The 20768-nt window shown below is 39.9% G+C and carries 17 protein-coding genes and 1 pseudogene; 14 read left to right on the top strand and 4 right to left on the bottom strand.

Annotation, left to right across the window (positions count from 1 at the left end; translation table 11 throughout):
- The first annotated feature begins 450 nt into the window (after positions 1 to 450).
- From pstS to ACM0OX_RS26210, 10 genes are all read left to right on the top strand, one after another.
- The gene (gene pstS / locus ACM0OX_RS26255; protein ID WP_334928482.1) at positions 451 to 1494 is read left to right on the top strand and encodes a phosphate ABC transporter substrate-binding protein PstS; all 1044 of its coding nucleotides are present in this window, start codon (positions 451 to 453) and stop codon (positions 1492 to 1494) included.
- 177 nt (positions 1495 to 1671) lie between these two features.
- Positions 1672 to 2649: a phosphate ABC transporter permease subunit PstC gene (pstC, locus tag ACM0OX_RS26250; protein WP_414517868.1), complete on the top strand. Its 978-nt coding sequence runs from the start codon at positions 1672 to 1674 to the stop codon at positions 2647 to 2649.
- 73 nt (positions 2650 to 2722) lie between these two features.
- Complete coding sequence (gene pstA / locus ACM0OX_RS26245) at positions 2723 to 3604, top strand: phosphate ABC transporter permease PstA (RefSeq protein ID WP_414517867.1); 882 nt, start codon at positions 2723 to 2725, stop codon at positions 3602 to 3604.
- A gap of 125 nt (positions 3605 to 3729) precedes the next feature.
- Positions 3730 to 4509: a phosphate ABC transporter ATP-binding protein PstB gene (gene pstB, locus ACM0OX_RS26240; RefSeq protein WP_414517866.1), complete on the top strand. Its 780-nt coding sequence runs from the start codon at positions 3730 to 3732 to the stop codon at positions 4507 to 4509.
- Between the two features lie 935 nt (positions 4510 to 5444).
- Entirely contained in the window at positions 5445 to 6224 is a 780-nt protein-coding gene (pstB, locus tag ACM0OX_RS26235; RefSeq protein ID WP_414517865.1) for a phosphate ABC transporter ATP-binding protein PstB, read from the top strand.
- A 185-nt stretch (positions 6225 to 6409) separates the two neighbouring features.
- Positions 6410 to 7699: a transposase-like zinc-binding domain-containing protein gene (locus ACM0OX_RS26230; protein WP_414517864.1), complete on the top strand. Its 1290-nt coding sequence runs from the start codon at positions 6410 to 6412 to the stop codon at positions 7697 to 7699.
- 81 nt (positions 7700 to 7780) lie between these two features.
- Entirely contained in the window at positions 7781 to 8485 is a 705-nt protein-coding gene (locus ACM0OX_RS26225) for an SDR family oxidoreductase (RefSeq protein WP_414517863.1), read from the top strand.
- A 106-nt stretch (positions 8486 to 8591) separates the two neighbouring features.
- Positions 8592 to 9677: a 4-hydroxyphenylpyruvate dioxygenase gene (hppD, locus tag ACM0OX_RS26220; RefSeq protein WP_414517862.1), complete on the top strand. Its 1086-nt coding sequence runs from the start codon at positions 8592 to 8594 to the stop codon at positions 9675 to 9677.
- Positions 9678 to 9779: 102 nt separating this feature from the next.
- The gene (locus tag ACM0OX_RS26215) at positions 9780 to 10472 is read left to right on the top strand and encodes an HAD family hydrolase (RefSeq protein WP_414517860.1); all 693 of its coding nucleotides are present in this window, start codon (positions 9780 to 9782) and stop codon (positions 10470 to 10472) included.
- 43 nt (positions 10473 to 10515) lie between these two features.
- On the top strand, positions 10516 to 10773 hold the full coding sequence (locus ACM0OX_RS26210; RefSeq protein ID WP_414517859.1) for a hypothetical protein: 258 nt from the start codon (positions 10516 to 10518) through the stop codon (positions 10771 to 10773).
- Positions 10774 to 10812: 39 nt separating this feature from the next.
- On the opposite strand, the gene ACM0OX_RS26205 is transcribed toward ACM0OX_RS26210, so the two are convergent.
- A complete protein-coding gene (locus ACM0OX_RS26205) occupies positions 10813 to 11439 on the bottom strand; it encodes a CPP1-like family protein (protein ID WP_414517857.1) in 627 nt (208 codons plus the stop codon).
- Between the two features lie 648 nt (positions 11440 to 12087).
- Here ACM0OX_RS26205 and ACM0OX_RS26200 point away from each other — a divergent pair.
- Positions 12088 to 12807, top strand: a complete 720-nt coding sequence (locus ACM0OX_RS26200) for a response regulator transcription factor (RefSeq protein ID WP_094348795.1) — start codon at positions 12088 to 12090, stop codon at positions 12805 to 12807.
- Between the two features lie 674 nt (positions 12808 to 13481).
- Here the strand turns inward: ACM0OX_RS26200 and ACM0OX_RS26195 are convergent.
- A pseudogene (locus tag ACM0OX_RS26195) lies at positions 13482 to 13673 on the bottom strand (DUF2811 domain-containing protein); the annotation flags it as partial.
- 486 nt (positions 13674 to 14159) lie between these two features.
- On the opposite strand from ACM0OX_RS26195, the gene ACM0OX_RS26190 reads away from it, so the two are divergent.
- Entirely contained in the window at positions 14160 to 15419 is a 1260-nt protein-coding gene (locus ACM0OX_RS26190; RefSeq protein ID WP_414517856.1) for an MDR family MFS transporter, read from the top strand.
- Between the two features lie 36 nt (positions 15420 to 15455).
- Here ACM0OX_RS26190 and hisIE read toward each other — a convergent pair whose 3' ends face one another.
- Positions 15456 to 16106 (bottom strand): bifunctional phosphoribosyl-AMP cyclohydrolase/phosphoribosyl-ATP diphosphatase HisIE, encoded by a 651-nt coding sequence (gene hisIE / locus ACM0OX_RS26185; RefSeq protein WP_414517855.1) that lies wholly within the window; start codon positions 16104 to 16106, stop codon positions 15456 to 15458.
- A gap of 225 nt (positions 16107 to 16331) precedes the next feature.
- Here hisIE and hemL point away from each other — a divergent pair, with 225 nt between their 5' ends.
- Together hemL and ACM0OX_RS26175 are read left to right on the top strand one after the other, a co-directional pair.
- Positions 16332 to 17630: a glutamate-1-semialdehyde 2,1-aminomutase gene (hemL, locus tag ACM0OX_RS26180; RefSeq protein ID WP_414517854.1), complete on the top strand. Its 1299-nt coding sequence runs from the start codon at positions 16332 to 16334 to the stop codon at positions 17628 to 17630.
- A gap of 724 nt (positions 17631 to 18354) precedes the next feature.
- Positions 18355 to 19281, top strand: a complete 927-nt coding sequence (locus ACM0OX_RS26175) for a polysaccharide deacetylase family protein (RefSeq protein ID WP_414517853.1) — start codon at positions 18355 to 18357, stop codon at positions 19279 to 19281.
- 76 nt (positions 19282 to 19357) lie between these two features.
- Here ACM0OX_RS26175 and ACM0OX_RS26170 read toward each other — a convergent pair whose 3' ends face one another.
- The gene (locus ACM0OX_RS26170; RefSeq protein ID WP_414517852.1) at positions 19358 to 20182 is read right to left on the bottom strand and encodes a fasciclin domain-containing protein; all 825 of its coding nucleotides are present in this window, start codon (positions 20180 to 20182) and stop codon (positions 19358 to 19360) included.
- Positions 20183 to 20768: the final 586 nt, after the last annotated feature.

Below are 20768 nucleotides of genomic sequence, written 5' to 3'. Positions count from 1 at the left end.
TCAACTCTTGCACTGAAATATGCAAAAACGCATCATTACCGAATTATCTGATGAACAAGAGGCAATGCTTTCTATATATTTTTTACCTCTTTTCTACTGAATTGATAATTTTGATATTAGATGATTTACTCACTTTACAATTATTTAAATTAAACCTAAAATTTTAATCCGCATATTTTTACTTAACTATAGGACTTACGCAAAACTCTCTCAAACTCTTATTACTTTGTGTCCTTTGCGTCCTTTGCGGTTCGTTTTTTCATAATTTTGCGTAAGTCCTGAACTAATTAAAAAATCAAATATCAACAAGATAAAAATCTTTAAAAGTAACATTTAAACAGACATTAATTTTTTATTCATCATTTGTTAAACAAAGTTTAAATATAAAAAATGTACCTTATTTTAAGACCGAAATAACACCAAGGAAATATTCCTTTTATCAGAGGTAATATGATTTTTTCGACCGCCATATTGAATCGTGTCGTTGCTACTTCAATGGTGACGACTTCTGTTGCACTTAGTCCATTTTTTGGTGCGATCGCACAAGCTGAAACTCTCAATGGTGCAGGAGCAACTTTTCCGGCTCCGCTTTACGAACGCTACGCTCGTGAAGTGAAGAAGAAATATCCAGACTTAAAAATTAACTACCAAGCAATTGGTAGTGGTGGCGGTATTCGTCAAGTCATCGCTGGAACCGTTGACTTTGGTGGTAGTGATGCTGCAATGAAAGATGATGAAATCGCTAAAGTCAAGAATGGTGCAATTTTAGTACCTACAGCAGGCGGTGCTGTTTCTGTTGTTTACAATCTTCCAGGCGTTAACGATCTCAAATTATCCCGCGCTACATTACCAGCAATTTATTCGGGTCAAATTACCAAATGGAATGACGCGAAAATTAAAGCTGATAATCCAGGCGCTAATCTACCAAATCAAACAATTAAATTTGCTGTTCGTGCTGATGGTAGCGGTACAACTTTCATTTTTACGAATCACTTGAGTGCCATCAGCGGTTATTTTAAAGGCAGAGTTGGAACTAACACTGCTCCAAAATGGAATCTGCCAAATGTCCTCAAAGGCAAAGGGAATCCGGGCGTAGCTGCTATAGTAGCTCGGACTCCTGGTTCTATTGGTTATGTTGAATATAGCTACGCTGTCCAAAATAAGCTGAAATCAGCATTGGTACAAAATAAGAATGGAGAATTTGTTGCTCCTTCTTTAGAATCTGCAAATGCAGCTTTATCAACTGTCACTTTCCCAGACAACTACCGCGTTTTTATAGGAGATCCAGGACAAGGTTATCCCATTGTCGGTCTTACTTGGATGATGGTTTACAAACAGTATGCTAATGCTGCTAAAGCTGATGCAATTAAGAAATGGATTAATTGGGTATTGAAAGACGGTCAACAATATAACGATGACCTTAACTACACCAAAATTCCATCTGATGTAGCAAATCGAGTGCTTCAGACAGTGAATAGCTCTGTCAAGCCTTAATTTGTAATTTTTAGAAATTACGCAAAAGAGATTCCCCAATTTCCTTAAAAAGAGAAAGGTGCTTTGAATATATCCCCCTTTTAAGAGGTTTAGGGGGATTATTTTACTACTTCCACTAATAGACTGAGTTAATAACTCGCTCTAGCAGTCATCAAAAATCTATTTTACTGATTTGTAATGGCAAATTTATCAGATGATTCAAATCTAGGCGATGAAAATTTAAATCTAACTACTACCAGCGGTATAAATTTTTGGTTTGACCAAGGTTTTACACGGCTAGTATACTTTTTTGCCGTGATTACCGTTGCAGTACTATTTTTGATGAGTTGGGTAATTTTACACGAAGCTCTACCAGCCATTAAGCAGTTTGGAATGGGGTTTTTGTGGGGACAAGATTGGGATACAGGTAATCAGATTTTTGGTGCATTACCTTATATTTATGGAACTTTAGTAAGTAGTGCGATCGCTATTTTATTCGCTGTCCCAATCGGCATAGCAGTAGCCTTAGTCACAAGTGAAAATTTCTTACCTTCATCGCTGCGAACTACCCTAGCATTTGTTGTTGAATTAATTGCCGCAATTCCCAGTGTAATTATTGGTTTGTGGGCGATTTTTGTCTTTATTCCAGTTCTAGAACCTCTACAAAAGTGGTTAGCCAGTACTTTTAAATGGATACCATTATTCAATACAGAAGATCCTTCGGGGACTAATATGTTGACTGCTGGGATTATTCTCGCCATCATGATTTTGCCCACAATGGCAGCAATTAGTCGTGATGTCTTAATGGCTATCCCTAAAGAATTACGTACTGCATCTATGGCTTTGGGTGGCACTCGTTGGGAAACAATTTTTCGAGTCTTGCTACCATCTGGATTTTCTGGAATAGTAAGTGCAGCAATGCTTGCTTTAGGACGGGCTTTGGGTGAAACAATGGCCGTTACTATGGTGATTGGTAACTCTGCTCAAATCAGCGCTTCTTTACTCGATCCAGCTTATACAATTCCCTCTGTATTAGCTAATGAATTTGCCGAAGCTGAACCGGGTTTGCATATAGGTGCTTTAAGCTATTTGGCATTGATTTTGTTTGGGTTGACTTTAGCTGTAAATATTGGCGCTGTCATCTTAGTGAAGTGGGTTGGCAGAAAAAATAAATAACACTATCCAATTTTTAAATTCTTACAAATACGTCAGTTAACAAGATGTTTATCAATCAAACTTTGTCAAACTTATGAGTGGTTATATTCAGACAAAAAAAGATGAATCTTTGGCGGCAGAATTATGTAGTCCTCTGCCAAGAAAGCGAGTAATATTTACATACGCAATGAATGCGATCGCCTTTGGTCTTACAGGTCTAGTACTCATCCCTTTATTATCAATTTTGTGGGAAATTTTCGTCCGGGGGATATCTGGACTCAAATCAGAAATGTTTGTCAAAGCAGTTATTGATAATGGCTTTGGCAATGCCATCTTGGGAACCATAATCATGGTGGTAATTGGTGCTATTTTAAGTATTCCCACAGGGATAATGACAGGAATTTTCTTAGCAGAATTTAATCAAACTAACCCAGTTGCTAGTATCGTTCGCTTTGTTACTAGTATTCTTACAGGTGTGCCTTCAATTGTTGTCGGCGTGTTTGCTTATGGTGTAATAGTTTTGGTAACTAAAGGATTTAGTGCGATCGCAGGTGGTTTTGCTTTAGCCGTGATTATGCTACCTGTAATTATACTGACGACAGAAGAATCCTTAAAACTGATTCCCACATCTCAACGCCTCGCCTCCGCTGCTTTAGGTGGAACTCGTTTCCAAACTACTTTTCGCATTGTTGTAACTACAGCAATCCCCGGAATTACTACAGGCATTTTATTAGCTGTAGCTCGTGCAGCTGGTGAAACAGCACCCTTAATTTTTACTGCTTTATTTAGTTTAGATTGGTCAGAAGGATTGTTAAGTCCAACAGCTTCTTTACCAGTATTGATTTTTAACCTCTATAACGACCCCGACCCCCAAAAAAGTCAATTGGTATGGACTACTTCTATAGTTCTACTCGCCTTAATTTTATGTGTAAGTATTCTCTCTCGCTTAGTTATTAGGCAAAGAAAATTTAAGTAAAATAAGTAATTTTTTGTATTGTTTTGCATCTTGGCAAAGTATGATATTAAAAGGACAATCTGCTAGTTTAAAGCCTTGTTTTATGTATCTTAATTACGAATTACGAATTACGAATTACGAATTGCATGAGTAACCTAATTCCAGCTATCAAAGTTAAAAATATTAGCTTTTACTATGGCACAATCAAAGCAATTGAAAAGGTGTCAATAGATATTTACCAAAACCAAGTCACGGCAATTATTGGCCCTAGTGGTTGTGGTAAATCTACCTTCATCAAAATTCTTAATCGCATTAGCGAATTAGAAGGGCCTGTCAAAGTTGAAGGAGATGTAGAATTTTTTGGTCAGAATATTTACGATCGTCGTGTCAACATAAATCGTTTACGCCGCCAAATTGGTATGGTATTTCAAAAACCAAATCCTTTTCCTATAAGCATTTACGAAAATGTTGCCTACGGGATGAGAATAGCAGGTAGGCATTCAAAATTAGAATTAGATGAAATTGTCGAATCTGCACTTCACAGCGCTGCTCTTTGGGATGAAGTCAAAGATAAGCTCGATAAATCAGCTTTAGGTCTTTCTGGTGGTCAGCAACAAAGATTATGTATTGCCCGTGCTTTAGCAGTCAAGCCGAAAGTTCTGCTGATGGATGAGCCTTGCTCGGCTCTTGACCCCATCGCCACCATGAAAGTTGAGGAACTACTCCACAGTTTACAGTCTGAATTGACAATTGCGATCGTCACCCATAATATGCAGCAAGCCGCTCGTGTCTCTGATTTTACGGCTTTCTTTAGCACAGATGAAAGTCGGATTGGTCAAATGGTTGAATTTGGCGCTACAGAGCAAATATTTAACAACCCATTAGACCCCCGCACCCGCGACTACATTTCAGGGCGTTTCGGTTAAGATACTTTCAAGTGTGACTTGTTGATTTTGTCAATCTACCTTGCACTAGAAGATACTCATAAAATGTAGTGTAAAAAATTTACTAATTTATCTTAGGACTTACGCACGGGTAACGGAAAACGAACCACAGAGGGCGCAGAGTTCACGGAGGAATGAGAGTTTGAGAGGGTTTTTGCGTAAGTCCTATATCTTTATAAAAAAATAACTCCTCACTATCTATGAGATAAGTAAGTCGGTGAGAATAATTCAAACTATATTAACTAATGTAAAAAATATTCAAGTTAGTTTGTAGTGAGGGCTTTAGCCCTACTTTGAGGGCTGAAGCCCTCACTACAAACCTTTAATTATTTACGTCGTCCTACTTATCGCTCTTCCATCACTCTCAGACAACAATAATCGAAGCAAAAACTGAAACTAGACTAAATCAAGGTTTGAGGCTTTAATTTTCTAATATAAATTCAAAAATGTAGCCAAAATCTGGAAAATGAAGTCTCGTATGCCTTGCAGCGATTGCTTACTCCAAGAGTGATGGAAGAGCGTTATATACAGCAAAATTTAGAATTTAGGAGTAAAACACGCTTTATATCTGGGTAATAGACTTAGCTTGTGTACCTCACCAAATTGCAATCTGCTGTATGATATTCATATTTTGATTTCTACGTAGCTATTTTAAATCTAACTAGACCTAATCCTTTTTCAAAACAAAGGATGCTATATCAGTCAAGGTGCAAAAGATGGGTATAAAAAGTCTATAAAAGATAAATTTTGGCACACAGTCTTGATACAAATATCTGATAACACTTTATTTGCTGTATGACTACTGTATAGCTACGTAATTTCCATGAATATCTCATTTTGGCAGTAACATAGTGAAACAGCATTGCTGATTTGTACTGTTTTACTTAATCAAGTTTTGTTTCACACGTTTTGGGAATATGAGTAAACTAATTCCAGCCATCAGAGTCAAAAACTTCAGCTTCTATTACGACACTCAAAAGATAGTTGAAGGCGTGTCAATGGATATTTACCAAAACCAAGTCACGGCAATTATTGGTTCTAGTGGTTGTGGGAAGTCTACTTTTCTTAAATCGTTAAATCGCATGAGTGAATTAGAAGCAGAAATAAAGGTTGAAGGAAAAGTAGAATTTTTTGGGCAGAGTATTTATGAGCGTCGTGTTAACATCAATCGCTTACGTCGCCAAGTTAGTATGGTTTTTCCCAAACCAAATCTTTTTCCCATGAGCGTTTACGATAATGTTGCTTATGGGGTGAAGTTAGTTGGATGGCATCCGAAAGTAGAATTAGATGGAATTGTTGAATCTGCCATCAAAGCTGCCGAACTTTGGGATGAAGTGAAAAATAAACTGCACAAATCTGCTTTAGAGCTTTCTGGCGGTCAACAGCAAAGATTATGTATTGCCCGTGCTTTAGCGGTCAAGCCTAACGTTTTGTTGATGGATGAGCCTTGTTCAGGTCTCGATCCTATGGGTAGTATAAAAATTGAGAATTTGATCCATAATTTGCGTTCTGAGTTGACAATTGTGATTGTTACTCACAATATGCAGCAAGTTACTCGCCTATCTGATTTTACGGCTTTCTTTTATAGTAATGAAAATCGGATTACTCAAATGGTTGAATTTGGTACTACCAATAAAATCTTTACTAACCCTGTGGATTCTCGTACCCGCGACTATGTTTTTGCTCGCGTCGGTTGAAGTGTTTTTTTAATTCTAGCTATTTAGAGGGTTAATACATAGTGCAAGCGGAAATGAGGGGTTAAATTGAATTTCCGCTTGCTGAAAGTTGTTCTGGTGTTGGGCAATGCAATCTAATATTGACAGTATTTTTTTATACTATATACTTAAGGAAAGTATTTGCTCTAGACCACCTGAATCACAAGATGAAATGTCCCCAGTGCGAATCTACTTCATATCGTCAAAATGGTCGTCGTAATGACAAGCAGAATTACCTCTGCAAAAATTGTGGTAAACAATTTATTGAGCCTGCATTCCCTCATTTCTTGGAAAATAGCTTGCTTGCTAATAGCAATGGACATAGTAAAGTATCTACGGCTGAAGCGACGGAACTTTCTTTAGTAAAAAACCTGCCAGAAGAAAAAGTCACAGAGAAAGGCCTTAGCTCTTTTAATTTTATCTTAGCTGAAGAACTGCTGCAAACTATATTATCGCCTGATTGGCTAGAATCTGCTGCGTTCAATCAATTACTCCTCAAAATTCAGCAAAAAAATGAAATTAAACCTAAGCTAAAAACAGGAATCTCTCTTCTACTTTTGGATGTAGAAAACTTAAAATTAGATATTAATTCAGAATTATTTTTAGCTAGTGTTTGTGAATATCCTCTCCAAGTTAAAATAGCATTTGCTAACTGGAAAAATCCCAGTATTGGGAAGCAAGATATTGAACTATATAACCGTGGCTATCAACTTGTCCATGTGCCTGAAGGTAAAAATAGTGCTGATGCAAAAATGATTGCATTTGGTGCTTGTATCTTACGCTCTTATCCAACAGTTAAAGAAATATTAGTCTGTTCTAGCGATGGAATTTTAATTCACCTATGTAACGAACTCCAAAACCAGGGATTAATTGTCTATTGGGTGCGTAGACAAGGGCAAAGTTTGAATATAGAAAATCGGAATACTGGCAAATTAACTCATTATTCCTTAGCAGTGGCAACAGAAGTTCCATCCTTGGAAAAAGTGGTTGATACAATTCAAGATTTAATTAAAATTGAACAGGAATCAATCAATGCTCGATTAAACAGCTTAGTGGCTGTTGCGACTTTATTTCAAGAAAAATGTGACATTATTAATATTCAAGATAATTCAAAGCATCTAGGAAATGAGAAAGTCATTTCTGTGTTAGATAACTCTTTTACAGAATCTATTCAAGAAGAAAAAAAAGAAGGTTTAGTGAAAGTTCTTAATGGAAAACTATTAGATAAATTAATATTAAAAATTATTCAAGATATACAAAAAAAATCTCCTAGAAGTAAATTATCTGTGTCCCAATTAGGTACAGAGATACGGAAAATCACTGGAGAATCACCCAATTCAATTATTCAAGAATTAAACTTAGGTTCTAGTTTTCTTAAATATCTAAAATCATCTCCCACATTTACATTAAAGGCAAGTGGCAAGGAATATGAGGTAATGGCGCTACTCAGCGAGTAAATACTTTCTGGATGTCTACCTACAACCTGAGCCTGTAATTCTGTATTATGTAAAAAGATGTAAAGAAATATAAATAATACAATGCAGGATAAAGTTGTTGTTATTGTCGGTGCTACTGGTGGTATTGGTTCAGCTTTAACACAAAAACTTGCGCCTACCGGAGTTCGGTTGGTACTGGCTGCCAGAGATGCGGTGCGTTTAACGACACTGGCTGCTGATTTACCAGGACAAGTTTTGACTGTTCCCACCGATATTACTGACCCCAAACAGGTAGATAGTTTGATAGAAAAGACCATCGCTGAGTTTGGTCAAATTGATATTTTAGTGAATGCAGCTGGTGCTGGTATACTCAAGCCCTACAACAGCCTAGAACCTGCTGATTTAGACAAGATGTTAGATGTCAACTTAAAAGGTAGCTTTTACACCACTCAGGCGGCTGCTGAAGAAATGCAAAAGCGCAAGTCTGGCCACATCTGTAATGTAGTAGGAATTCTGGGCAAGCATTCAATGGGGATGGCAGCGGCTTATTCGGCTTCTAAGTTTGGTGTTGTCGGTTTTAGCAAGTGCATGGCAGAAGAACTCAAGCGTTTTGGTATCAAGTTCACGCTATTCTACTTTGGTGGGGTAGATTCTCCTTTTTGGGATAATGTCAACCTAAAAGTAGACCGGAAAAAAATGCTCAGTCCTGAAACTGCTGCCAATGCGATTTTCTTTGCTCTTTCTGCCGAACCGCAAGCTGTACCAATGGAAATTAACATTCAACCTGATAGTCATTTATTCTTTTAGAGTGGGAGTACGCTTACATAATTCTTGCTTAGGAAAGAAGTGAAAATCTAGCAAAAAAGGCAAAATTTACAGATATATAAACTGTTATGCTGGATTTTCAATATCTATGAAAATTGATCGCGTTCATTTCTATGTAGAAGACGCCAAAGTGTGGCGAGATTGGTTTGTACGCCATCTTGGTTTTCAAGCAGTAACCGATCGCAGCAGTTCATTTCACACTTGTACAGAAGTGGTGAAAAATGGTAGTGTCTGCTTTTTTCTATCTTCACCCCTGTTGCCTACAAGTCCAGTAGCTGAATTTCTGCGTCAATATCCACCTGGTGTGGCAGATGTCGCTTTTGTTGTCGAAGATGTCGAAGGCGCGATCGCACTAGCTCAAAAACACGGTGCTACAATCCTACAACCCATCCAGGAACGCCAAGAAGGTACGGAATTCATCAAATGTGGCAAAATTGCCGCCTGGGGTGGACTGACTCATACATTAATAGAAAGGTCATTGGTCATTTGTCCGTCGTCATTTGTAACTAACACAAATGACAAAGAACAAATAACAAATGACAACACTTTTACCGCCATAGATCACATAGTGTTAAACGTGGAAGTTGGTGAATTGGATCGTGCTGTGGCTTGGTACGAAAAAATTCTAGATTTTCAACCCCAGCAGGCATTTAAAATTAAAACCAATCGCTCTGCTTTACACAGCCAGGTGATGGTTTCGCGCAACGGTAACGTCCAATTGCCAATTAATGAACCTGCTTCCAAGAATTCTCAAATTCAGGAATTTTTAGATGTCAATCGGGGGCCAGGAATTCAACATATTGCCTTGCGGACGACTAATCTTGTGGATGCGATCGCTAAATTTCGTGCCAGTGGTTTATCCTTACTCTCGGTTCCCCAAACCTACTACTCGCAACTAAAACAGCGACCAGGACTTACACTATCACCCTTAGAGTTAGAAGCGATCGCTCAACAAGAAATTCTCGTAGACTGGCAAGAATATACTTCTTTAGAGGAAGGAAATGCTGCACCTTTATTACTACAAATTTTCACCCAGCCCATTTTTGAACAGCCGACATTTTTCTTTGAGTTTATAGAACGCCGTTTCCAAGCTCAAGGTTTTGGCGAAGGTAACTTTCGCGCCTTATTTGAAGCTATTGAAAGCGAACAAATTAAACGCGGTACGCTGCAATGATGTCTGAGTACAAAATATCAATTCAAATTAGCTAAACTTGATAGTCTCCAAAAATAGCCATACATCTGAGATAATCTTAATAAAAATTAACATTTTCCGCCGATGCTAAGACTGATTACTGACTTCGACGGCCCAATTATTGATGTTTCCGAACGGTACTACCGCGTTTATCAATTCTGTTTAGATAAAACCCGTCGCCCAGATCAAGTAGTGCAAGAACTTCCGAAAGCGGAATTTTGGCAGTTAAAGCGATCGCGTGTTCCTGAAAAACAAATCGCCTTAAATTCCGGGTTAGACGAAGCCCAAGCTCAAGAATTCGCCCAATTGCGGCGGCAAACAGTGCATACAGAAGCTTATTTTAACTATGACACTCTCGCACCAGGTGCTGTGGATGCACTGTTAAAAATTCAACAAGCTGGAATTGATTTAGCAGTTATGACGATGCGCCGAGTTCGAGAACTAGATTATGCCTTTAAAAAACATGATTTAGGCAAATTTTTCCCGGAAAATCGTTGTTACTGTCTGAGTAACGACTACGTTAAAACTCGCGATATTGAAGATAAGCCCTTGTTAATGGCTAGGGCATTAAAAGAACTCCCTCCGGCTGCTGATACCTGGATGGTGGGAGATACGGAAGCCGACATCACCGCTGCGAAAAATTATGGAATTAAGGTGATGGCTGTGGAATCTGGGATTCGCGATCGCACCCAACTAGAACTTTACCACCCCGACTTAATTGTTCAGGATTTCAGCACTGCTGTAGATATAGTTCTAAAACCTAAACACCTTGTCTAAAAGGCTCTGTACCGAATGGCACTAAGAAAAGCCCAAAGACTTATTGTATTCTGGTTCCCAGCCTGGAGGCTGGGAACGAGTTCCGAGAGGCTCTGCCTCTTGTCAAGAAAGAGGAGGCGGAGCCTCCGAGAATGGTTTCCCAGCCTGGAAGTTGGAACAAGCGCTGTATCTTAACTTAGTGCCATTCGGCTCTGTACCTGCAACAGATTCAATAAATCAGAAATTCAGGTTGCAAATTAAAATAGGAGTCAGAATAGCTATTCTGACTCCTGACTTTTTTATCTTAGAAGAACACACATAAACCATGTCTTCTTTATACAAACCTGCTTACGGCAGTGGTTTAACGTAGAAAACTACTAACTAACCACAACAATATAAACGTCACTACAGTAGAGAACTGATTTGTTTCCAGACTGATAAATGATATTTGTGGTAAGAGCCAGCTAGCAACTAGTCCCCCAACGATTAGGCCAATTATTAAACTGACCAGGGTGAACAAAACTGCTCGGCCAAATTTGCCTTCCTTGCGATTGAGAAAGTAAATACTAGTGCCTACGCCAACCACCAATGCTAACTGCAAAACCTGATCGCCCCCCTCTGGATAGAACAGGCTAATAGAACTCAAACCGAGAAACCAAGCTCCCGGTAAGAGTATATCCGCAGGCGCTGGTTGATCCAGCATCCGTTGCAGCCATGCGGGTGACTGCTCGCGAGGGGTTGGACTTTCTTTAGGAGGTGATTGCACTCGCAACTCTGGAAACCGTATCCGCTCAGGGACTTTGATTTTACCTTCCTGGCGCATCCGTAAGCGATCCATTAAAATCGCATCGTAAGCCGCCTCAATTACTTCTAAATGCTTGGCATCGCCATTATGTTGCTCGAATAGGCGATTACGAGCATCCTGAATTTCATCGAAGCTAGCCTCTTCTGATACCCCAAGTTTTTCGTAGGGATTTTGATCGCTCATGGGAGTTTGTTACTTCAGCCTCAATCAGCGGCAGTCTTTTATCGAAAAAAAACAGCTTTAGGTTTTATTTTGATCGAAACTAAAGTCTCGATCTATTTATATGCCCTACCAGGATAGTAGCACGGGTTAGTTTGATCGACTTTGTAATTTCAACTATAGTCACTTTAACATATCGCTATAACTCCGTGTATACCCTCATGTCGTTGTCTAATTCTGGCTCTAATCTAGAATTTGAACGGAGAGTACCTAAAAGTCATGGTTTTTATGAAAAAATCAACTTTAATGTTTCAAATTTGGCAACTTACTGTGCCCTAAAATAATTTTTTTTAATTATACTGAATAATCGCTTGTGGTATATATCCACATATCGATTTAAAATTGAAACGTTTTAAGTTACCACCTAACTGGGATCGAGAAGGTGTCTTGCTATCAAGAACGGTTGCAGTTAAAGTCAGAGCGCTTATATACTGTTGGCTAACAGAAGTTTCGCCTTCTCATTGCCCACAATCCTGATTAGAGTATTTATTTTTGAGCGATCGGGATTGTTATACCGTAGCCATGTAGATTCTTAGTTAGTCCTAAAGTGGCAACTGCGTTTTTACGCAATTCTCTTGTTAATCTTACGAATTTTTGTGCAAAGTAATGGTCATGGCTCCCGCCAAGATTCTTGTAGTTGACGACGACCCTGCGGTTCGGAATTTAATCCAACGCTTTTTGATTAAACAGAACTATCAGGTGGAGGCTGCCGAAGACGGAAAGACAGCCTTAAATCTATTTGAGCAATTTAACCCTGATTTGGTGATTCTAGATGTGAATTTACCAGATGTCACAGGGTTTAACCTCTGCCAAGAGATGCAAAGTCGCAATGGTGTTTTTGTTTTGATGTTGACTAGCCGTGCTGACGAAGCTGATAAAATTCGCGGCTTTGCTAAAGGTGCTGACGACTATCTCACCAAGCCTTTTGGACTAGGAGAGCTAGAAGTCAGAGTTGGAGCCATTTTGAGGCGTCAGCGAGTGATAACTACGGCCGAGCAGAAACGCTTGGTATTTGAAAAACTTATGATCGATCCAGTGCGACGGGAGGTAGCACTTAATAACCAAGCAGTACCTTTAACTGCTCTAGAATTTGACTTGTTACATTTTTTAGCTAGTCATCCAGGTCGAGTTTGGCGGCGGGCGGAGCTAATCCAAGAGGTGTGGGATTATGAATATGTCGGCGACCAGCGGGTTGTAGATGTTCATATCGGCCAAATTCGCAAGAAGATTGAAATTGATGCTAGTCAACCAGCATTAATTCAAACTGTACGTGGCGTAGGCTATAAATTTGAATCTCCTGCTCATCCCCAGCATTTGGAAGCCAAGTCCTAAGTTTATAGTCTAGAGTTTTTTAACTCTTGACTGTTGACTCTTGGGGTAGTGGTTGATGAATTTTCTTGGTTTTAGTAACAGACAAATTTAGATAATCAAAATAAGTAGATATTCCTCAAATACACGCCAAACAGTGATTTGAGATATTTATTTATCTATCTATTTAAGATAGTGGACAGGGGAGAGAGTCCACTGGAAAATATTTCTTGGTATGTTACCGTTTTGGTAGATATAACGGTGCTGACATTAGAGTTCATAAGGCAGAGAGCTGTGCATTGGTGTCAACTTCAGCTAAAGTCCCCTTAAAACCACGTTTCTAGCCTCTGTCTGGAAATACTGCTGATTGGGCTGCTGCTGTAAGCTAGGGAGGCGGCAGTCTCACAACAGGTATCCCAGTCGGAGACTGAGAACAAAGGTAAATTCCGCTTTATTACCAACTAATTTTGGCAATAAGCAATAATAAGAGAAACTATTAGAACTTTTTTATGGATCGGAATCTACCGATCTTTTTTATTTTAATATTGCCGATCGCTATTAGCTTAAGATCCCGTTAATGGGGCACGGTATGCCGTGCCCCATTAATAGGGGAATAACGCCCTTCATACCAGTACCTATGGGGTGTCTAGTAAATTAGCTGTTGCTGGTGAGTCGGTACAGGGCATTTCTACTGAGGAGTGGTGGAACAAAGTTTCCAGATAGACTCGAGCAGCACGGCGATCGCTATCTCCATTTTGGAGTAAAAACAATGATAGTGCCGCCGTCAATACTCTGTTTTCATCCCAATCGGGATGGGTTTCTAAGTAGTTTTTTAAGGATTCGTGGAGTGTTTCAGGAATTTCTGTAAAGATGCTAACCGTTGATTTCATGAGATTTTCCTCCTATGAGGATAATCAAGAGGGACAAGTTGCTTGCGGTAAAGCGGTTTAGGGCTTTACACGCTCTTTCGCTATCCCGACAATCTGCACTTACATCTAATGGTAATATATTTTACACATTTGACAGCAGTGGTTGAACAGGATTATAAAAGCAAGCCGCATCATTGTGCGCCAAGAGGGGGTGGGTTTGTCAATGCTGCGAAATGTTAAAAACGATTGTATAAAAAATAAATACGAACGAAAGAATAAGGGTTTAAGCCAACTTTTTGTTACTTTACTTCATAAAAACTCAGTCCTTAAACTTCTTTCCTACTTGTAATCAACAATCCCCAGTAAGACAGCAAGAAGCTTATTAGCTCGTATAGCACCTGTGGAAAACTGCTAAAATCCCTGTGGAAACCCTGTGGAATGAGTGAGGAAAATAGTAGCCAATGATAAGAATTACAAAAATGTCATCAAATTATGACATTTAAGCTCATGAAATTAGCTTCTCAATCGCAGTTATCATCGTGGTTGCCTTCGATACATCCCCAGGTCTGGATTTTCGCAATTGGGAGATTTCTCTCGGAAGTTGGTAGTGGCTTTACCCTGTTTTATGCGCCCATCTTTTTTGTTAATCAACTTGGTTTATCTGCAACTAGTGTTGGGGTAGCCTTGGGTAGCGCCTCGATTTCCGGCATTGTAGGGCGGATTGCGGGTGGTTCTTTGGCTGATTCTGAATATTGGGGACGCCGCCGGACTTTGTTGCTAGCGACGGCGATTTCAGCAATTGCTTCTCTAGTTTTAGCTACAACCAATAATTTCACTTCTTTGGTAATCGGTAGCTTGATTAGCGGTTTAGGGATAGGTTTCTATTGGCCGGCGGCTGAAGCTGTGGTTGCTGACGCTAGCCAAATTGACAATCGCCGGGAAACTTTTGCGATCGCTCGACTAGCTGATAATCTGGGGTTAGCGATCGGAATTCTGCTGGCTGGGTTTTTGATCGCGATCGTTGGGAATTATCGATGGCTATTTATCATTGATGCCATCTCTTTTATGCTATTTTTTGGGGTTGTCTATGTAGGGATTAGTGAAACTGAACAACAGCAGATAGAAGAATCTGAAAAGACAGAAATTTTTGCTTCTTGGATGGCAGTATTAAAAGATTGGCGTTTCTTAGTCTACATCGCAGTTAATATATTTTTCACAATCTATATTTCTCAAATCCACAGCACCCTGCCGCTTTACTTCAAAAACTTTGTATTTGTCGAAGGTACTGCCAAGGGATTTACTGAAACTACCATTAGCGGACTATTTGCTTGGCATCTAGTGTTCGCAATTATTTGTCAGTTGCCTGTCACCAGCATTTTAAAACGCTGCTCTCACACACTTGCGCTTACTGTTTCCGCCATTTTCTGGGCAATTGGTTTCGGACTGATTTGGGTAAGCGGCACTGCCCCATCTCATCAACTAGTTTGGGTAACATTGGCATTGGGAGTATTTGCTGTGGCGATTGTTTCTTATACCCCATCTGCTGCCTCTTTAGTGACTGAGTTAGCCCCGGAAAATCAACGCGGCGTATATTTCTCCATCAACGCTTTATGCTGGGCTATTGGCTCTTTTATTGGTCATCCCTTGGGTGGATGGGCATTAGATCGACCACAAATTATTACTAATAGTTACTGGCTAGCCTTCATCTTGAGTATAGCGATCGCTGTGGTAATTTTACAGTATCTCAATCGAATTTTGGCTGAGTAACATAACTCCCCACGGTAAGATGACTTGTTTTTTACTCTATTGACGACGTTCTTGGAGCTTGCGATATACCGATTTTAAATCCACTTGATGGTGAGCTAAGGCAACCAAAGTATGATATAGCAAATCAGCCACTTCACCTGCGATCGCATCTGCTTCATCATCCTTAAAAGCCATTACCACCTCAGCAGTTTCTTCACCAATCTTTTTTAAAATTTTATTATCGCCACCTGCGAATAGTTTACAAGTGTAAGAACTTTCAGTAGGATGATCGCGGCGATCGCATATTATTTGAAACAATTGCGACAATGTATCACCTGGTGGTGAGACAATTTCCCCTTCGATTTGGTGAAAACAACTGCGCTCTCCAGTATGGCAGGCAACATCTCCTAATTGTTCTACCCCAATGAGCAGCGCATCACTATCACAGTCATAACGGATACTTTGCACTTTTTGGATATGCCCAGAAGTCGCCCCTTTGTGCCACAATTCTTGTCGAGAACGGCTCCAAAACCAAGTTTCTTCAGTTTCTAAAGTCTTTTGTAACGACTCCTGATTCATCCACGCCATCATCAGGACAGTACCATCTAGATAGTCTTGGACAATTGCAGGCACCAGACCCCGTTCATCGTAGCGAATTTTATCAACCGGAATGGTGTAATGCAGCGATCGCGAATCGTTAGAAGACATACCAGCTAGTTTGCTCTAATGAGAATAATTTATGGATTCACGATACCATTCAGCATAGGGCAGCTGATATGTTTTTTTTGAATTAAATATCTCAAGTCTTCATTGGACTTGCATAACATAATGTTATTTTTTTGGTTCCGCTAATTTTATAGGATAGAAATTCTAAGCAGTGTTTGACCCTATTCTAAGATAGACCGTTTTATTGCCCACTGTTAGGAGAGAACTTTGGTAAATACCACAATTAAAACAACAAAATCACAAGAAGTCTTCGCCGCTGCTCAAAACCTCATGCCCGGAGGAGTCAGTTCTCCAGTTCGTGCCTTTAAATCTGTGGGCGGACAACCCATCGTTTTCGATCGTGTCAAAGGCGCGTATATTTGGGATGTAGATGGCAATAAATACATAGACTATGTAGGCACTTGGGGCCCAGCTATTTGTGGTCATGCTCATCCAGAAGTAATTGCAGCGTTGCATGAAGCTTTAGAAAAAGGCACCAGTTTCGGCGCTCCCTCAGTCCTAGAAAATGTTTTGGCAGAAATGGTCATCGATGCCGTTCCTAGCATCGAAATGGTCAGATTTGTCAACTCTGGAACTGAAGCCTGTATGGGAGTTTTGCGGCTGATGCGGGCTTTCACCAACCGGGAGAAAATCATCAAGTTTGAAGGTTGCTACCACGGACACGCCGATGCGTTTCTAGTAAAGGCAGGTTCTGGTGTTGCCACACTTGGTTTGCCAGACTCACCGGGAGTACCTAAATTAGCAACTAGCACTACTCTAACTGCACCTTTCAATGACCTAGAAGCAGTCAAAGCTTTATTTGAAGAAAACCGCGACGAGATTGCCGGTGTCATTCTTGAGCCAGTCGTCGGCAATGCTGGATTTATCGCACCTGATGCTGGCTTCCTAGAAGGGTTACGGGAACTAACTCACGAATATGGAGCGTTATTGGTATTTGACGAAGTGATGACAGGCTTCCGCATTGCTTACGGTGGCGCTCAAGAAAAATTTGGCGTCACTCCCGATTTAACAACCTTGGGTAAGGTGATTGGTGGTGGTTTGCCAGTAGGGGCTTATGGTGGTCGCCGAGATATTATGTCAATGGTTGCGCCCGCCGGCCCCGTATATCAAGCTGGGACTCTTTCTGGTAATCCCTTGGCGATGACTGCTGGGATTAAGACTTTAGAATTGCTGCAAAAGCCAGGTACTTACGAGTCTCTTGAGCGAATTACTAAAAAGCTAGCAGATGGTTTGCTGCAAATTGCCAAAGAAACTGGTCATGCAGCTTGCGGGGGTCAAATCAGCGCCATGTTCGGCTTATTTTTTACCGCCGGCCCAGTTCATAACTACGAAGATGCGAAAAAGTCTGATACAGCCAAATTCGGACGCTTCCATCGTGGGATGTTAGAGCGCGGTGTTTACTTAGCACCTTCTCAATTTGAAGCTGGGTTTACATCTTTTGCTCATACTGAAGAAGACATAGAGCAGACTTTAACTGTTGCACGGGATGTAATGTCTAGCCTGTAACCTTTTAAGGGTAAGGGATTTCCAAATAAAAAGTATCCTGTTATCTCTTGTTGTGGGGTAGGCATCTTATCCCACAAAATGGATGATTTATAGGAAGTCCCTTTTTTGAGGCAAAAACAAGCGTGCAGAATTTTCGGACTCACTCTAAAGCATTATTTGCAGAATTTTCAGCAGTTAATGGTGTTCAATCTTCTGACGCTGCTGGGGATAAAAGAAATTTTTTAACAGGTTTGCTCTCTACCGTCATTACTCAAGAAAGGTCACATCTTCGTCATCATTTCGCAATGGCTTCGTCAAGAGAATATGCAATATTTAGCCTACATTAAGATTCATAGTTAATGAGGCAAGATTAATAAATTACAGGGGGCTAAGTCTCTGGCAACTAAGAAGTGTTAAGTTTTATGGCTCTTGTTTGGATCTCCGTTGCAAAACTTAACTTAATTACAAATTATTTTACTTGCCTTTTGCAGTTCTCGAAATTCCCCTCATACCCCATAGATTACAAAAATTAATGCGTAAGAAGGTTCTCACCTTTGTGGTGAGGATTTTGCTTATAGATATTAGATTATTCATCGGGTAAGGTATTTTTTCAGAGTCAGGGTTGGAGCTAACTTAAAAAAATATACCAGTCATAACTGTAGCTTGTATGGCAAGGCTTACAGGGTAGAAAAAGCTGCCATAAGTATTGTGAAAAAAAGATGGTTCGACCTTGAGGAGCTATGAAGTGGACGACAATAAGTCATTTTTTGGTCTGCAAAAAATATTAGTTACGTTGCTTGTCTTGAGTGGGAGTGTGAGTGTGAGTGTCAGCACGATGATGCTTATTAAGTCAAGCTCCTCTAATGCTCAAAGTACAGAGAATATAAATGTAAACAATCAACCAAGCAAAGTTGGAATTCAGCAGCAAATTGAAGAACTAAAAGCGACGATGCTTAGAAGTTGGCAGCAGCAAGTGCAAACAAAAGGTTTTTCATATACTGTGCCACAGCGTTTTCAAGGGGCAGTAGTTGATGCGGCAAAATTGACTCCCGAACAAAAAGTAATTGCGCTCACCTTTGATGATGGGCCATGGCCTGAAAGTACCGGGCAAGTACTAGATATTCTCAAAAAAAATCAGATTAAAGGGACATTTTTTCTGATTGGGCAAAACGTGAAGAATTATCCAGGCTTAGTGAAGCGGGAGATTGCTGAGGGTCACGTAATTGGTAATCACACTTGGCATCATTGGTATCAATTCTTAAATCCACAAGCAGCTGCCTATGAAATTGACCACACAGCAGACTTGATTTATCAAGTGACAGGGATTAAAACAAATTTATTTCGACCACCAGGGGGAATCATGCACAATGGAGTGGCTAGTTACGCTAGAAATAGCAAATATGCCATCATTCGCTGGTCATCTGACTCTGTAGACTACTCACGTCCTGCTGTACCAAAATTAATTAATAATGTGTTTAGGAGGGCCAAGCCAGGTGGAATTGTGCTAATGCATGATGGTGGTGGTAATCGCTCTAAAACGGTGCAAGCTTTACCAGAAATTATTGCCAACTTTCGGAAACAGGGCTATAGGTTTGTTACTATTCCTGAACTTTTAGAAATGCAAGATAAAGATCAAAAATTAACTGCAAACAAAAAAACCGTCCAAAACTAACATCTGAACGGAATTTTAACGTATTAATACTTTATGCCAATCAAGTTATGTTGCCAGTTGTGCTGATACCTTACAACTACAAGTCAGGAGGTAAAATCACCTGATCGATTGCGTGGATTACGCCGTTACTACCTGTGATATCTGCCTGTGTTACTTTAGCATCATTGACAGTTACACCGGTAGCAGGATCGACTTTAACGTTGATTGCGCCACCTTCGAGGCTTTTAACTTCGCCAGATTTTAAATCAGTAGACAATACCTTACCAGCCACCACATGGTAAGTTAAAATCTTGAGCAAAACTTCTTTGTTGTCTGGCTTTAATAATTCTTGCAAAGCATCTGCTGGCAACTTAGCAAAAGCTGCATCTGTGGGTGCAAAAATAGTTAAGTTATCTTTGCCTTGCAAAGCTGCGCTTAATCCAGCTGCTTTCAAAGCTTTGGTCAACGTGGTAAAGGAAGCGTTTGACTCTGCTAAGGCTAACAAGTTTTTGCCTTGATTGCTACTTGCCCCTGGTTGTGGTGGAGTTGTAGTCGGTGTCTCAGTGGGTTGAGTACCTGGGGTGACGGGTGTAGGTTCACTAGGTGTAACACTACCACCACCACGGTTATAGGGAGGCTCGTTGAAAATACTTGGTTTGGGATTTAGAGTTGCACCACTTTTCTGTGCTACTGGTTTGCGCTTGGTATTGCCCTTTTCTATTTGAGAAACAGCTTCAGCAGGTGTGTATTGAGTGTTTGCTTGAAGGCGTTGACCTTGGTTATAAGGAGCTTCGTTGAAAATACTGGGGTTAGGATTTAGTACCTCTTTCGCATCAGATGGTAAAGTAATGAGGACGCTGAAACTAGTAAATCCTGCTATGCCTGCCAACGCGGTCAGAAATTTGCTGTAATTTGTCTTCATAAATTTTGTTTTTCTTTTTGTCCACACATTACATAAAGATTTATAACATTTTGCTATGCACAAAATCTAACTCAAGAGGGAAGTAAGATTTTTCTCTAGAATAGTTTGTGCTAGTGAAGTAAGATATTTAACCTCGATTCACGCTATTAGGTATGAAATATATCTACCATATATTTCATGTAAATTGAGCAAATTTTCTCCATCACACGAAAATTAAAAAATCCCACTCGGTGTAACATAAATTCTCATAAAGTGTGAAACTCTTACCTCTACAATTTTTTATGAGTTACAATTAGCTCCGCGGAAAGATTCTACTTAAAAGATAATTTATATACAAAGTTGTACGTAAATTAATAATTGGTTAATAAATTCTAAATTACATAGAGAAGAAGGCTATATTTCAGAATTAACCATTAGACCTCTTGCATAAATCAAAAATAAGAAAGAACCCCACCCCGCCAAAGCTACGCTTTGTCTCCCCTCCCCGCAAGCCTACGGTGTATACACAAGTCTTTGAGAGTTGCCTCACAACGTTTAGATCCCCCCTAACCCCCCTTAAAAAAGGGGGAACTAGAGTCAAAGTCCC

This window comes from Nostoc sp. PCC 9305 (assembly GCF_963920915.1).
In the GTDB taxonomy this organism is placed as follows: Bacteria; Cyanobacteriota; Cyanobacteriia; order Cyanobacteriales; family Nostocaceae; genus Nostoc.
Note: the sequence above shows the minus strand (reverse complement) of the source record. Positions and strands in the feature narration are given on the sequence as shown.